16 protein-coding genes, 2 tRNA genes and 1 pseudogene are annotated in these 12,613 nt (G+C 64.8%); 12 read left to right on the top strand and 7 right to left on the bottom strand.

Annotation, left to right across the window (positions count from 1 at the left end; all coding sequences use genetic code 11):
* Positions 1–354 precede the first annotated feature (354 nt).
* Both MTX23_RS14205 and MTX23_RS14210 read left to right on the top strand, forming a co-directional pair.
* On the top strand, positions 355–723 hold the full coding sequence (locus MTX23_RS14205) for a hypothetical protein (RefSeq protein ID WP_280977288.1): 369 nt from the start codon (positions 355–357) through the stop codon (positions 721–723).
* Positions 720–1,568 carry an alpha/beta hydrolase gene (locus MTX23_RS14210; RefSeq protein WP_280977289.1) on the top strand — a complete coding sequence of 283 codons (849 nt, stop codon included), beginning with the start codon at positions 720–722 and terminating at the stop codon, positions 1,566–1,568. The genes MTX23_RS14205 and MTX23_RS14210 overlap by 4 nt, the downstream gene beginning before the upstream one ends.
* Before the next feature lie 164 nt (positions 1,569–1,732).
* On the opposite strand, the gene MTX23_RS14215 is transcribed toward MTX23_RS14210, so the two are convergent.
* The 5 genes from MTX23_RS14215 to MTX23_RS14235 form a co-directional block, all read right to left on the bottom strand.
* Positions 1,733–2,218 carry a hypothetical protein gene (locus tag MTX23_RS14215; protein WP_280977290.1) on the bottom strand — a complete coding sequence of 162 codons (486 nt, stop codon included), beginning with the start codon at positions 2,216–2,218 and terminating at the stop codon, positions 1,733–1,735.
* 135 nt (positions 2,219–2,353) lie between these two features.
* Entirely contained in the window at positions 2,354–2,554 is a 201-nt protein-coding gene (locus MTX23_RS14220) for a hypothetical protein (RefSeq protein ID WP_280977292.1), read from the bottom strand.
* 41 nt (positions 2,555–2,595) lie between these two features.
* A complete protein-coding gene (locus tag MTX23_RS14225) occupies positions 2,596–2,775 on the bottom strand; it encodes a hypothetical protein (protein ID WP_280977293.1) in 180 nt (59 codons plus the stop codon).
* A 41-nt stretch (positions 2,776–2,816) separates the two neighbouring features.
* Positions 2,817–2,999, bottom strand: a complete 183-nt coding sequence (locus MTX23_RS14230) for a hypothetical protein (RefSeq protein ID WP_280990755.1) — start codon at positions 2,997–2,999, stop codon at positions 2,817–2,819.
* A 125-nt stretch (positions 3,000–3,124) separates the two neighbouring features.
* Positions 3,125–3,199, bottom strand: a tRNA-Thr gene (locus MTX23_RS14235).
* A gap of 423 nt (positions 3,200–3,622) precedes the next feature.
* Between MTX23_RS14235 and MTX23_RS14240 the strand changes: the two genes are divergently transcribed.
* Positions 3,623–4,093 (top strand): hypothetical protein, encoded by a 471-nt coding sequence (locus MTX23_RS14240; RefSeq protein WP_280977295.1) that lies wholly within the window; start codon positions 3,623–3,625, stop codon positions 4,091–4,093.
* Positions 4,094–4,138: 45 nt separating this feature from the next.
* The gene (locus tag MTX23_RS14245) at positions 4,139–4,654 is read left to right on the top strand and encodes a hypothetical protein (RefSeq protein WP_280977296.1); all 516 of its coding nucleotides are present in this window, start codon (positions 4,139–4,141) and stop codon (positions 4,652–4,654) included.
* 57 nt (positions 4,655–4,711) lie between these two features.
* Here MTX23_RS14245 and rlmB read toward each other — a convergent pair whose 3' ends face one another.
* Positions 4,712–5,536, bottom strand: coding sequence for a 23S rRNA (guanosine(2251)-2'-O)-methyltransferase RlmB (gene rlmB / locus MTX23_RS14250; RefSeq protein ID WP_280977297.1), 825 nt, complete (start codon positions 5,534–5,536; stop codon positions 4,712–4,714).
* A 195-nt stretch (positions 5,537–5,731) separates the two neighbouring features.
* Between rlmB and MTX23_RS14255 the strand changes: the two genes are divergently transcribed.
* The 5 genes from MTX23_RS14255 to MTX23_RS14280 all read left to right on the top strand — a co-directional run bounded on the left by MTX23_RS14255 (position 5,732) and on the right by MTX23_RS14280 (position 8,263).
* Positions 5,732–5,817: transfer RNA gene (locus MTX23_RS14255), tRNA-Tyr, on the top strand.
* A gap of 344 nt (positions 5,818–6,161) precedes the next feature.
* Entirely contained in the window at positions 6,162–7,145 is a 984-nt protein-coding gene (glk, locus tag MTX23_RS14260; RefSeq protein WP_280977298.1) for a glucokinase, read from the top strand.
* Positions 7,146–7,299: 154 nt separating this feature from the next.
* Positions 7,300–7,596, top strand: coding sequence for a hypothetical protein (locus MTX23_RS14265; RefSeq protein WP_280977299.1), 297 nt, complete (start codon positions 7,300–7,302; stop codon positions 7,594–7,596).
* A 152-nt stretch (positions 7,597–7,748) separates the two neighbouring features.
* Complete coding sequence (locus MTX23_RS14275; protein ID WP_280977301.1) at positions 7,749–7,958, top strand: hypothetical protein; 210 nt, start codon at positions 7,749–7,751, stop codon at positions 7,956–7,958.
* 89 nt (positions 7,959–8,047) lie between these two features.
* Entirely contained in the window at positions 8,048–8,263 is a 216-nt protein-coding gene (locus MTX23_RS14280) for a hypothetical protein (protein WP_280977302.1), read from the top strand.
* A gap of 81 nt (positions 8,264–8,344) precedes the next feature.
* On the opposite strand, the gene MTX23_RS14285 is transcribed toward MTX23_RS14280, so the two are convergent.
* Positions 8,345–8,626 carry a hypothetical protein gene (locus MTX23_RS14285; protein ID WP_280977304.1) on the bottom strand — a complete coding sequence of 94 codons (282 nt, stop codon included), beginning with the start codon at positions 8,624–8,626 and terminating at the stop codon, positions 8,345–8,347.
* A gap of 264 nt (positions 8,627–8,890) precedes the next feature.
* Here MTX23_RS14285 and MTX23_RS14290 point away from each other — a divergent pair, with 264 nt between their 5' ends.
* From MTX23_RS14290 to MTX23_RS14300, 3 genes and pseudogenes are all read left to right on the top strand, one after another.
* Positions 8,891–10,417 carry an FAD-dependent oxidoreductase gene (locus MTX23_RS14290; protein ID WP_280977306.1) on the top strand — a complete coding sequence of 509 codons (1,527 nt, stop codon included), beginning with the start codon at positions 8,891–8,893 and terminating at the stop codon, positions 10,415–10,417.
* A gap of 234 nt (positions 10,418–10,651) precedes the next feature.
* Positions 10,652–11,406, top strand: a pseudogene (locus MTX23_RS14295) (IS5 family transposase).
* A 328-nt stretch (positions 11,407–11,734) separates the two neighbouring features.
* Positions 11,735–12,538 carry a lytic murein transglycosylase gene (locus MTX23_RS14300; RefSeq protein WP_280977307.1) on the top strand — a complete coding sequence of 268 codons (804 nt, stop codon included), beginning with the start codon at positions 11,735–11,737 and terminating at the stop codon, positions 12,536–12,538.
* The last annotated feature ends 75 nt before the right edge of the window (positions 12,539–12,613 follow it).

A 12,613-nucleotide genomic window follows, 5' to 3' on the forward strand; every position in this document is an offset into this window, starting at 1 on the left:
GGCAAAAAAGAATCCCCGGGACTCTCCGGGTAGAATCGCCGGATGCTCCGCCCCATGAGAGCGATCCTGCAGACCCCGAATGAACGCGTGCTGTTCGCGCTGGCGGTAACGCTGCTGGCAGCTTGCGCCGCGAACGTGGCGCTGGCCTGGGCGTGGCTCTAGATTTTGGTTCTGACGCGTTTTTCCGCGACAACCGGCGTTCAGTTCGCTTGAAAACGTGCCAGCCACGCGAAAACGCCGAGGCCGCCCGACGTCCGGAACGATTGACGGTCCGCTTATTCCCTCCATCATCGCAAGCGACAACAAGCGCCCTTCGCACGATCGGCGGATGGGCCATTGCGGGGTGGAGAGACCATGATCGAAACGCTGAAGGAACGGGTCAACCGCGACGCGGGGCTGGTCCGCCGCGGCCGGTTTCTCACGACGACCTTCCTGCTGGAGATCGGTAGCACGGCGTGGCTGATTGCGATCCATGAGGGCCGCATCACGTCGGTGACGAGGGGGCCGTTCGTGATGCCGTCGTCGTGTTTTGCGCTGCGCACCTCCGAGGCTGAGTGGGACAAGTTCTGCGAGCACCGGCCGCCGCCGGGCTCGAACGACCTGATGGCGCTGATCAAGCGGCGCGTGCTGAGCGCCGAGGGCGATCTTCAGGTGTTCATGGCAAACCTGCGCTACTTCAAGGACACGCTCGGCAAGCTGCGTCGCGAGGGAGTTGCCGCATGAGCGCAAGGTTCGAACCGATCGTCGGCCGCTACATGCATCTCGAATTGTTCGGCCGGCCGCACCGCATCTATATCGAGGAGGCGGGCGAGGGCACGCCGCTGCTTTGCCTGCACACCGCCGGCAGCGACGGCCGGCAATATCGCGGCCTGATGAACGATCCGCACGTCACGCGCAATCACCGCGTCATCGCCTTCGACATGCCCTGGCACGGCAAGTCGTCGCCGCCTGAAGGCTGGCACGACGAGGAGTACCAGCTCACCTCGGCGCAATACACGAGGATGATCCTGGCCGTGATCGATGCGCTCGAGCTCGACAAGCCGATCGTGATCGGTTGCTCGATCGGCGGACGGATCGCGCTGCATCTCGCGCTCGAGCATCCCGAACGCTTCCGCGCCATCATCGGCCTGCAGGCCGGCGCGCATGTCGATCCCTATTACGATCTGAATTTCCTGCACCGGCCGGACGTGCATGGCGGCGAGGTGGCCGCTGCCATCGTCTCTGGCCTGGTCGGGCCCGACGCGCCCGACAAGGAGAAGTGGGAGACGCTGTGGCATTACATGCAGGGCGGCCCCGGCGTGTTCAAGGGCGACCTCTATTTCTACAAGATCGACGGCGATATCCGCGCCCGCGTCGCCGAGATCGACACCAGTCGCTGCCCGCTGTTCCTGTTGTCCGGCGAATACGACTATTCCTGCACGCCGGAGGAGACGCTGGCGGTGGCGAACAGCATTCCCGGAGCTGAGGCCACCATCATGAAGGGCCTCGGCCATTTCCCGATGAGCGAGGACCCCGGCGCGTTCCTGAAGCACCTGCTGCTGGTGCTGGAGAAGATCGCCGCACGGTGAGGCGATGCGCAACGGCGTCGGTGCTGCCGCCGTCATGGCCGGGCTCGTCCAGGCCAAGCCCGGGCATGACGATGCTGATAGGACTTCAACCGAATGCCAGTCTTCAAGAACGGGAAATGAGCCCTGCCGCGCTCGGTCCGCAGGCGGACGAGCGAAGCACCCGCCTACTTGCCGGAGCGCGGCAGCTCGCTGTTGTCGCGGATCGCGGCGCGCACCTTGGCCATGGTGGAGGTGCAGTATTCCTCGCGCTCGCGCAGGAAGCGCTGCTGGTTTGCACGGAAGTTCGCGACGCGCGCCCGCACCTCCGACCCGAAATCGCCGTCGATATCGAGTCTAGCGAAATGCGGCATCTGCACTTGTGTCGCGGAGGCGGTTACGGTCGCGGCTTCGGTGACGGCCAAGGGGGCGGGCGGAGCGGGCGCCGCGGCAGGGGGCACCTCAAACACGGTCGGCACCGGCAGCGGCATCGGTGCGACGGCCTGCGTCGGCGCTTCCTGCGTTTCCGTCCCGGTCACCAGGACAACGGCCTGTGGAGCAGCCGTCTGCGGAGCAAGCCTCATCGCCTCGGCGTCCGGGCGCTTGCCGGTCACCGACTGTACGAAGGCCATTGTCTGCGCGATCAGGAGATCGCGTTCTTCCATCCACTTCATGGCGCACCTTGAACGCGCGGATTGCACCAAAGCAACCTGGCGGAATCAAGCGTTCACCATGATGATGGTTGACAAAGACGTTCGTTTTGCACGCGAGGTGACAAAAGTGTGACACCACTTCAGCGCGCGAGGCCCTTATCGCGCGCGAGGATTGGTATTGGGGACGAACGGGGTACCGACGATCCGCACCGGGGGCAGATCGGCGAGCTTGCGGGATTGGCTACTGGCTGGAGCAGGCGACGGATTCAGCATCGCGATGATTCCCGCGGCCGCCACGCTCAGCAGCGTGAGGGCGACCAGCAGGACCATGTTGCGATTGTCTTCGCGCACTCTCATGCGGTGAAAACCGCGAGAGGCCGCGTCACGTTCCTAAGAAGCTAGTGAGCCGCTGCCTCGACCGTGAGGTGTTCGGCCGCGCGGGCCTCGATCAGGTCAGCATAGCGGCCATACTCCTCGGCCATTTCGAGCAGCTTCTCGCGCACCGCGGCGTCGGTGACCTGGCGGGCCAGCCGTTTCGCCTGATCGGACTGGAAACGGTAATGCGCTGAGTCGGACATGTGGCACCTCACACGTATGTAAGGGACCGCTTCCCAAAGGTTCATTGCAGCGTTTGCTTATGATCCGCCGGCTGTGCAATGTCCGCTGCCGTGTCTTCGCGGACCTCGACCTCGAACCAGCCCATCTCCTTGAGCTCGCGCGCCTTCTTCTCGGCCGCGTCCTCGTTGCTGCGCTTCAACACGATTCGACTGGTGCCATCCCGGGCAAGGATCAAATAGGTCATCGCCGAGCCCCCCTTTTTGACCTGCATACACCGTTTTGGACGGCAAGGGCAGAAGCAATCTGGATGTTGCGTGGTCCTACGGGAATGTCCCCACGAATCCTGCCAGGGTCACGGGGCGCGAGAGCTGGTGCCGGCTGAGGGGATTGAACCCCCGACCTTCAGTTTACAAAACTGCTGCTCTACCGCTGAGCTAAGCCGGCGAATGGAAGGATTTGCGGGGCTCGCATAGCAGACTTGGCGGCCGAGAGCCAGAACCAGAAATGCCCGTGCCCCGTCGGCTCGCGCCCAAGCCGGACGACTAAAGGGGGCTCTTGCGGCCGCCTGATTCGGCGGATGCGCTATGGCAGGGAGCCTGCGGCCACTCGCGCTGTGGAACCAGGTGCACGGTATACCGCGCTACCGATCTGAGCGGCGGCGATGTGGCCTGTTCGGCGACATGCTGGCCTGGCGCGCGCCGACGCACCAGGACATGTGCGTTAACGATTCCTGATGCTGTTTCTTCATAATTGAGCGGGCGCGGATGCTTACGCGTTAGGCTTACCGGCAGTTCGACCCGCGGTCTTAACCCTTGCGCGTGCGCGTTGCTTTAGGTTGCGCGTCGAACAAGCGGGACTCTGCGTGGCATGCGCATCGGCATAGCACTGGCGATACTGGCCGGAATGACCTCAGGGGCATCGGCCGGCGGCGGCTTCGACATCGTCGTGCCCAACCGCCCCGGCGTGCCCATCATCATCAATGGGGTCGACGCCTCCTACGCCGTGGTCGAGAGCGCCATGGGTCTCGCCCGCAACGAGTCGATGGTGCCGACGGTCTATGGCGGCCGCCCGATCGATCCGGTGCCGAATGTCGGCCACTATTATCCAAGCCTCGGCCATGCGCCCGGCTACGGCCGCCTCGAGATCGAGCCGCCGGCGAACCGGCGCCTGCCGCAACCGGCCGAGAGCTATCACCAGTCATGGTCCGCGCAATCGGCCCCGCTGCCGGCGCAGTCCAGCATCCCCGTCGATCCGCCGCCGGTGATCTACGCGCCGCAGTTCAGCGGGACGCGCCCGGATCCGATCCCGCGGCCGCCGCGTCCCCGAGGCCCACAATAGCCTTCACGAAGCCATAGCAACGAAAAACACCTACAGGAGAGATTCATGCGTCAAATGATTACAGGAATGATCGCGGCCGTGGCGGTCATGGCCGCTGCGCCCGCGATGGCATGCGGCTTCAGCCCGTGCGCCGCGCCGGTCTATTCCGCGCCGGTCGTGACCTACGGCTACGGTTACGGTAACGGCTATGGTTACAGCTATTCCGGCTGTAACCCCTGCGGCGGCTACGCTGGCTATGGCGGTTATTACGGCGGCTGGGGCGCTGTCGAACGTCTGCCGGACCCGGATGCGGTCTATCCCGGCACGGCGCAGCAGTACTACTACGTGAACCAGGGCCCGACCTACACCGGTCCGGGCAACTGGGCGCCGCTGCCGTACTATCGCGAGGGCTATGGCCGGCCGTATTACGGCTATCGCCACTATGGCTACGGCTACCGCAGGTACCACCACTATCGCCCGTGGTATCACCGTCCGCACTACGGCTATCGCTACGGCCACGCGCCGCGTCATGCCTACGCGCCGTATCACTACGGCCATCGCGTGCTGCGCCGCTACTACTGATCCGGCGATCTCCCAAAGAGATCAGCGCCCGTTCGCATGTTGCGAGCGGGCGTTTTGCTATATCAGCCCGAGCCGGCTCGCGCCGATATAGAGCGCGAGCACGGCGGCGTTCGATACGTTGAGACTCTTGATCTCGCCGGGCATGTCGAGCCGGGCAACGACGCGGCAGGTCTCGCGCGTCAATTGCCGCAGGCCTTTGCCTTCGGCGCCGAGCACCAGCGCTAAGGGCTGCTGCAACTCCACCTTGCCGAGATCTTCCGCGCCCTGGCTGTCGAGCCCGACGGTCTGGAAGCCGCGCTCGTTCAGCTCGTTCAGCGCACGTGCCAGGTTCTGCACGGTGACCAGCGGCACCAGCTCGAGCGCGCCAGAGGCGGATTTCGCCAGCACCCCGGTGGCCTCCGGGCTGTGGCGGGCGGTGGTGACGATCGCCTTTACCGCGAAGGCCGCGGCCGAGCGCATGATGGCGCCGACATTGTGCGGATCGGTGATCTGGTCGAGCACCAGCACGATGCCCTCCTGCGCCAGCGTGTCGATGTCGGGCGAGGGCAGGGGATCGGCCTCCGCAAGCAGGCCCTGGTGCACGGCATCGGGGGTGAGCCGCTGGTCGAGCGCGCTGGGACGGACGATTTCCGGCGTCACGCGGGTGTCAATATTCTCCTCCGCGAGCCGCCTGGCGGCATTCTCGGTGAGGTAAAGCTTGCGGATATGGCGGTCCGGGTTGGCAAGCGCCGCCGACACCGTGTGCCAGCCGTAGAGAATCACCGGCCCGTCGGAACCCGATTCGCGCTCCCGCCAGGCCGGGGAGCGGGCAAATTTCTGCCCTTTTTGGAAGGGTTTACCGCCCTTGCTTCGGAAATTGGGTTTGCGGTCGCGATCGCTCATGTGAGGCTTGTGTCACGGCTCCCGAATATTGGCAATTTAACCGGCAAATTGCGCGCAGGCTTGGTTGACTTTGACCGGTCCCTTCGCCCATAACGGCGCCCGACCGCGCGCCCGAACCAGGCCTGCGCGGTTATCAGCGTCATTTCGATGACCCGGTCCGCCGCCACTCGTGCGGCCGGTCTGGCGCTGTTGGACGGGGGAGTGTCCCGAGTGGCAAAGGGAGCTGACTGTAAATCAGCCGTCTTATGACTTCGTAGGTTCGAGTCCTACCTCCCCCACCAGCCTTCGCGAGCTTCGGCTAGGCAAGCCAGCAGGATGAATCGTAGCGAAGCGGGCGCTGTCCACCGGCATCCACACTGCATCCCAATCCTGACCTGTTCGGCGCCGCGGTTGCCGCATCGCGGCTTCTCACCACAGGGCCGACGCGGCAATGTGTCTTCGATCCCGATGTTGCGGCGCAGGAGCGCTATAGGTCGATGGAACCGTAGGCAGGTCGGCGGTGTTGCGGAAAGGCGAGGGCCGACCGGCGCTGCTCTGGTCGTTGTCCGGCGATGGTATCGAGATGGCTCGCGCTGTGAGACAAGGCGGGCCGAGCACGAGGGACGGCGGATCGCGAATGACGGGGATGGATCAAGTCTTGCTCGCCGATATCGGCGGCACCAATGCGCGGTTCGCGCTCCTCGATCAGGGCACGATTGGTCCGACCACGCATATGAAGGTGGCCGACTACGAGACGCCGGCCGAGGCCATGGCGGCCTTCCTGGATCGACAGGGAGCGCGCGCCACCACTGGCTTCGCCATCATGGATGTCGCCGGGCCAATCGAGAACCAACGCGTCACCCTGACCAATAGCCGGTGGACGTTCGACGCCGCCGAGCTGCAACGCCTGTTCGGCTTCCGCGCCGTGCATCTTCTCAATGATTTCGAGGCCATGGCGTGGTCGCTGCCGGCGCTGACCGCGCATGATTTGGTCAAGCTCGGCGGGCAGGATCCGGTCGCCGGCGGGCCGATGCTGGTGGTCGGTCCGGGGACCGGCTTCGGCGCGTCCTGCCTGATGCCGCGCGGCGCCTCGTCGCTGGCGATCGTCACCGAAGCCGGCCACGCCACTCTGCCGGCCACGTCGGAGCGGGAAGAGCAGGTGATCGCGCGCATGCGCAGCCAGTTCGGCCACGTCTCGATCGAGCGGGCGCTGTCGGGGTCCGGACTGGAGAACCTCTATCGCGCCATCAATGCCATCGATGGCGCTGGCGCGCCCGCGCGCGATGCGGCCTCGATCGTGCACGCGGCCGCCTCCGAGCGCTGCGGCACCAGCCGCGCGGCGCTCGACATGTTCTGCTGTTTCCTGGGCAATGTCTGCGGAAACCTGACGCTGACGTTCTCCGCGTCCGGCGGCCTCTATCTCGCCGGCGGCATCCTGCCGCGCTTCGTCGACTATCTGGCGCGATCGGAGTTTCGCAACCGCTTCGAAGGCAAGGGACGGTTCGGGGCCTATCTCAGACGCGTGCCGGTCAACATCATCGTCACGCCGGATACCGCTTTTGCCGGGCTCAAGACGTTCTTCGAGATGAACGTGTCGGCATCCGATCGCCCGCTCGCACCGGCGCAGTGACGATAGATATCGTTTTCGTCGTGCCATCCTGCCGTTGAACTCTCGACCTCCGGCGCGCGTTCGCCGGGTGGCAGCGGCGAGATTCAGCCTCCGGCTGATTGACTAGATGTTCATGATTTGTTCTTATGGTGGCGTTCCCGGAGGAGACACCGCCATGGACAACCGCATCAACGAAATTCGCAGACAGATCAGGGCCTTGAGGATCAGCATGCTCGAGGCCGAGGAGATAATGCGTGAGCAGATCAAGCGGGACGAGGATTGCGCCTTCGTGGCCGGGGACATCCTGAGGATGCGGGTAGTCATGAGCCGCCTGGTCGAGGAGCGCACCGTCCTGGGCGATCACGAGCCGATCCTGGTCAGCTTCGCGTCGCGCCAGCCTCGCGCGCGGAAGTCCGTTGTCGTGCCGCTCCCGAAGCGTCATCTGGTCTTCGGCGAACAGCGTGCGCGATGAGGCGCTCGAGCTGCTGAGGCTTCGCGCGCAACTGCGCGAGCTGGGCTCGACCGTGGATCAGCTCAGGCAGGCTGGACTCGACAGCGCGGCCGCGCAGCTCCTGCTGTCGCGCAAGCGCGCTCAACTGGACGACATGATCAGCCGGAGGAAACATGAAAGAGCCGCTTCGTTACTTCCACGACAGCGATGAACACTCGCCCTGGATCAAGGCGCTGGCCGAGGTTCGCCATCGGGCGACGCGCGAAGGCTGGTGCTTCCAGCACGTCCAGGCGATCATCGTGGCGATCGATCAATATGCGGAGGCCGCGCTCGGCAATCGCGAGTTCTTCCTCAACCGGCCGCAAACCATCGGTCCGCGCTGACGACTTGCCCCTCCAAATTGGCTGACGCAGGACGAACCGCGACGGAGCGTGTACGCAGGAACGCCGGCCTCGCGGGGGCGTTAGTTCACATGACTGACAGCGAGTTACGTGAACAATCCTTCGAGATCGCCTGGAACGTCCTCGAGCGGTCCGGCGATCTCGGCGACCCCTTCGCGGCGGCCCATTTTCTGTTGGCCACGATCGATCGCATGATGCTCGGAGGCGAGCGGCGCCGCCTGCTGCTGTCCAACGCCGCAATCGATGCGTACCGGCTGAGATACGAGCCGCTGGTTCTGGCATCGTGATGCATCTCAACGGCGTGGATCATGCGGCCTGGACGGGGGCCGGCGTGGGCGGAGCGCTCAGCGAGACCCCGCCGGCCACGATTAGCGGCGAACTGCTTTCTTCCGACGATTATAGGGTGAACGGTTGATCGGTCTCAGCGAGATGCCCTCGCGCTGCGCCTTGCTCGCGATCGATGCCGGCGGCCGTTGCATCTTCAGGCTGATCACGCCCGTCGGGGTGTTTGCCTTCGCCAGTGCGCGAAGCTGCTTCACTTCCTTGTCGCTCCAGGGCTGACGGGAGCGACGCTTGTATCTCGGGTTTGCCTCGCGCGCCCCTTTCCTGCCGATCGGTGATCCAGGCCGCTTCCATGTTGATCGTGCCATGTGGTCCTCCTGAGAGGGCTAGGCGCGAGTCACGCGGTTCGTTCTATCGCCTTCGCGAGACGTGCGGCTCAAGCGTGCGCAGCTTCGCGACAACACACGGTGGCGACGTTGCGGAGCCGCGGCTGCCACTGATTTGACCGACGGCGCAAGGCCTCGTGCACCTTACCACTGATGTCAATGTCAGGCGTGATGCCAGCGCTGGCTCGATGGAACCAATCGCGCCCGCGCGCTTTGATTTCGATTCTCGTCACGGAGGACGCACGGATGGCCGAACAGAGCAACGGACTCACTGGCCCGGACCTCACGCAGGGCGTCGCCCTTGGTGCGTTCAAGAACGACATGCTGGTCGGCCATGTCGGCGAAGACGAGATTTTGCTAGTGCGAAGGGACGGGCAGATCCTCGCGATCGATGCGCATTGCAGTCACTATCATGGCCCTCTTGCAGACGGGCTGGTGGTCGGCGACAGCGTCCGCTGCCCCTGGCATCACGCCTGCTTCGACCTGCGCAGCGGCGAGGCGACCCGTGCGCCCGCATTATCCGCGCTGTCGGTCTGGAAGGTCGAGCGGGACGGCGACCGTGTCGTCGTCCGCACAAGGCAGGAGCCACACAAGGCTCCTCAGAAGCTTCCGGCCGACGCGCCGAAGCGGATCGTGATTGTCGGGGGCGGTGCTGCCGGCTTCGCCGCGGCGGAGATGCTGAGGCGCGAAGGGTTTGACGGCGCGATCACGATGCTGAGCAATGACACGGCGCCGCCGGTCGACCGGCCAAACCTGTCCAAGGACTATCTCGCAGGCAGTGCGCCCGAGGACTGGGTGCCGTTGCGGCCGGACGATTTCTATCCTGAGGCCAGGATCGAGCTTCAGCTCAAGACCGAGGTGGCCGCGATCGACAGCAAAGCGAGCCGGGTTTTGCTCGGCGACGGCAAGGCCGTGCCCTACGATCGGTTGCTGCTCGCGACTGGTGCGGAGCCGGTGCGGCTGCCGATCCCGGGCGCCGATCAGCCCCACGTCCATACCCTGCGCACGCTCACCGACAGCCGCGCCATCATCGCGGCGGCTAAGACCGCGCGGCGCGTGATCGTGATCGGTGCAAGCTTCATCGGGCTGGAGGCCGCCGCCGCATTGCGCACCCGCGGTCTCGAGGTTCACGTCGTGGCGCCCGAAGCACGCCCGATGGAGCGGATCCTTGGGCCCGAGATGGGCGACTTCGTACGGGCCCTGCACGAGGAGCACGGCGTGATCTTCCATCTCGGCGACACCGTCACCGCGATCGACGGGCATCGCGCCAGCCTGAAAAGCGGCGGGACGCTGGAGGCCGAACTGGTCGTGGTCGGCGTCGGCGTGCGGCCGCGACTGACGCTGGCCGAGCAGGCGGGGCTCAAGCTCGATCGCGGCGTCACCGTGAATGCGCATCTTGAGACCAGCGTGCCCGGCATCTACGCCGCCGGCGATATCGCGCGCTGGCCCGATGCCCATTCCGGCGAGAGCATCCGTGTCGAGCACTGGGTGGTCGCCGAGCGACAGGGACAGACCGCCGCTCGCAACATGCTCGGCCGGAAGGAAGTCTTCGATGCAGTGCCGTTCTTCTGGAGCCAACACTATGACGTGCCGATCAATTATGTCGGGCACGCGGAGAAGTGGGACGAGATCGCGGTCGACGGCGACATCAAAGGCAGGGACTGCCTGCTGCGCTACAAGAGCAGAGGACGCGTGCTCGCTGTCGCGTCGGTCTATCGCGACCTGGACAATCTGCGGGCCGAACTCGCGATGGAGCAGGGCGAGACGGTCTGAGCGCCGCATCCCAACGTCGCGAAAACAAACGGGTTGGTGTCGTGAACGACGCGAAGTCTCGCATGATGGCGGATCTCATCGCCGGCTGCGCCGTTGCGCTGGCGTTGGTCGTGACCGCTTACTACGGATACCTGGCTTGGCTGCTCGTCTCTCCCGACTAAGGTTTGTACTCAATCAGATGTATAATTTTACGTGGAGATATGATTCAAGCTCTGCATTTGCGGGGCTTGGATCATGGCGGGCGAGTTTTGGTTGAATGATCGGCAGTGGGCAGCAATCGAGCCCTTGCTGCCGCAAAATCAGCCCGGCGCTCGTCGAGTCGATGATCGCCGCGTGATCAGTGGCATCATCCATGTGTTGAAGTCCGGCTGCCGCTGGCGCGATTGCCCGGCAGTGTTCGGCCCTTACACGACCGTCTACAATCGCTGGAACCGCTGGTCGCGGCGCGAGGTCTGGCGCAATCTGTTCGAAGCACTTCGGGGCCTGTCGCCCGATGACGACTTCCAGGCCATCGATTCCACGACCGCCAAGGCGCACCGTGCGGCGGCCGGTGGAAAAGGGGGGCGGAGGCTCAGGCCATCGGTCGTTCCCGCGGTGGCAGGACCACCAAGATCCACGCCGTCTGCGACAGTCTCGGACGCGCCATCGCGCTCGAAGTAACGCCAGGTCAGCGTGGTGACATCCGCGCGGCGCTGCCCCTGCTCAGCTCTCTGCCACCACCGCGTTGCTGTGCGGCCGACACGGCCTATGACGCGAACGAACTGCGGCAATTCCTCATCGAACGGGGAACAACCCCGGTCATCCCAAACAATCCCACCCGAAAACGCTTCCATCCGTTCGACCGCGCCGCATACAAGCGGCGCAACCTCGTCGAGCGCATGTTTTGCAGGCTCAAGGACTGGCGGCGCATTGCAACCCGCTATGACAAGCTCGCCAGAAACTTCCTCTCGGCCGTCAATCTTGCTGCCGCTATCATTTGGTGGACCTGATTGAGTCCGGACCTTAGAGCATTTTCGGTTCTGATTGAATCAGAACCGAATCTCCAGATTCTTGTTTTGACGCGTTTCTTCACGCGAACCGGTGTCCACTTCGCCCGAAAACGCTCCAGGCGATAGTGCCGTCCGCATCCCGGCGCCGGGGCCAAAGCCTCGGCAACGCGCCCGTGACCGGGATGGTCAATCCCGCCGCCCCGCCATATCGTACGATCCTGCGCGGCTGGGCGCCTGCGGCGGCCGGCCGTTCATCGGCCGGTCATGTATCTTCGGCCATCGTCTATGCCGGCCGGAGGCCAAGGGCCACGATATGGAGGAGTTTTGAATGATCAGGGGCAGCCAGCTTGTGACGTTGGCGCTCGTCGCCATCGCCATCGCGATCGTGGCGTCGCTGGGCGCGCAGGCCAATGCTGCCCAGTGCGGCAACGGGCCGGGCGGCTTCGAGAACTGGAAGCGCGAGTTTGCCGAGGAGGCGAGGGCCAAGGGCGTCGGCCCCACCGCGGTTGGCGCGCTGATGCAGACGAACTACGCCAGTGCGACCATTACCGCCGACCGCGGCCAGCGCAGCTTCGGCCTGTCGCTTGAGCAGTTCATGGCCAAGCGCGGCGCCGCGACCATCGTGGCGCGTGGCCGTTCGCTCAAGCAATCGCATGCCGCGATGTTCGCGCAGATCGAGCAGCGCTACGGCGTGCCGCCCGGGCCGCTGATCGCGATCTGGGGCATGGAGACCGGCTTCGGCAGCCAACGTGGCAACCAGAACATGCTGTCGTCGATCGCAACGCTCGCCTATGACTGCCGGCGTCCGGAGTTCTTCACCGACCAGCTCTATGCCGCGCTGAAGCTGATCGACCGCGGCGCGATCTCGCCGAACCAGCGCGGCTCGATGCATGGCGAGGTCGGCCAGACCCAGTTCATGCCGAAAAATATCCTCAACTACGGCGTCGGTAATCTTGACGTCGCCGCCAACGCGCTGAGCTCGACGGCGAACTTTCTGCGCGCCCATGGCTGGCGCGCGGGAGGGGGCTATCAGCCCGGAGAACCCAATTTCGCAGCGATCGAGGCCTGGAACGGTGCACAGGTCTATCAGAAGTCGATCGCCATCATGGGACGGCAGATAGACGGGCGGTGAGCCGGTTTCATGGCCCTTCACCTCTTGTTAACGCAAGGGTGGCCAGATCGGTGCTGCGAACGCGCGAGAGTGGAG

Source organism: Bradyrhizobium sp. ISRA436 (assembly GCF_029910015.1).
GTDB lineage: Bacteria > Pseudomonadota > Alphaproteobacteria > Rhizobiales > Xanthobacteraceae > Bradyrhizobium.

Coding starts and splice junctions, on each gene's coding strand:
- glk (WP_280977298.1), top strand. CDS start 6,162: ATGGATCAAGTCTTGCTCGCCGATATCGGCGGCACCAATGCGCGGTTC.
- MTX23_RS14230 (WP_280990755.1), bottom strand. CDS start 2,999: ATGACCTATTTGATCCTTGCCCGGGATGGCACCAGTCGAATCGTGTTG.
- MTX23_RS14290 (WP_280977306.1), top strand. CDS start 8,891: ATGGCCGAACAGAGCAACGGACTCACTGGCCCGGACCTCACGCAGGGC.
- rlmB (WP_280977297.1), bottom strand. CDS start 5,536: ATGAGCGATCGCGACCGCAAACCCAATTTCCGAAGCAAGGGCGGTAAA.
- MTX23_RS14220 (WP_280977292.1), bottom strand. CDS start 2,554: ATGAGAGTGCGCGAAGACAATCGCAACATGGTCCTGCTGGTCGCCCTC.
- MTX23_RS14210 (WP_280977289.1), top strand. CDS start 720: ATGAGCGCAAGGTTCGAACCGATCGTCGGCCGCTACATGCATCTCGAA.
- MTX23_RS14240 (WP_280977295.1), top strand. CDS start 3,623: ATGCGCATCGGCATAGCACTGGCGATACTGGCCGGAATGACCTCAGGG.
- MTX23_RS14280 (WP_280977302.1), top strand. CDS start 8,048: ATGACTGACAGCGAGTTACGTGAACAATCCTTCGAGATCGCCTGGAAC.
- MTX23_RS14300 (WP_280977307.1), top strand. CDS start 11,735: ATGATCAGGGGCAGCCAGCTTGTGACGTTGGCGCTCGTCGCCATCGCC.
- MTX23_RS14285 (WP_280977304.1), bottom strand. CDS start 8,626: ATGGCACGATCAACATGGAAGCGGCCTGGATCACCGATCGGCAGGAAA.
- MTX23_RS14275 (WP_280977301.1), top strand. CDS start 7,749: ATGAAAGAGCCGCTTCGTTACTTCCACGACAGCGATGAACACTCGCCC.
- MTX23_RS14265 (WP_280977299.1), top strand. CDS start 7,300: ATGGACAACCGCATCAACGAAATTCGCAGACAGATCAGGGCCTTGAGG.
- MTX23_RS14215 (WP_280977290.1), bottom strand. CDS start 2,218: ATGAAGTGGATGGAAGAACGCGATCTCCTGATCGCGCAGACAATGGCC.
- MTX23_RS14245 (WP_280977296.1), top strand. CDS start 4,139: ATGCGTCAAATGATTACAGGAATGATCGCGGCCGTGGCGGTCATGGCC.
- MTX23_RS14225 (WP_280977293.1), bottom strand. CDS start 2,775: ATGTCCGACTCAGCGCATTACCGTTTCCAGTCCGATCAGGCGAAACGG.
- MTX23_RS14205 (WP_280977288.1), top strand. CDS start 355: ATGATCGAAACGCTGAAGGAACGGGTCAACCGCGACGCGGGGCTGGTC.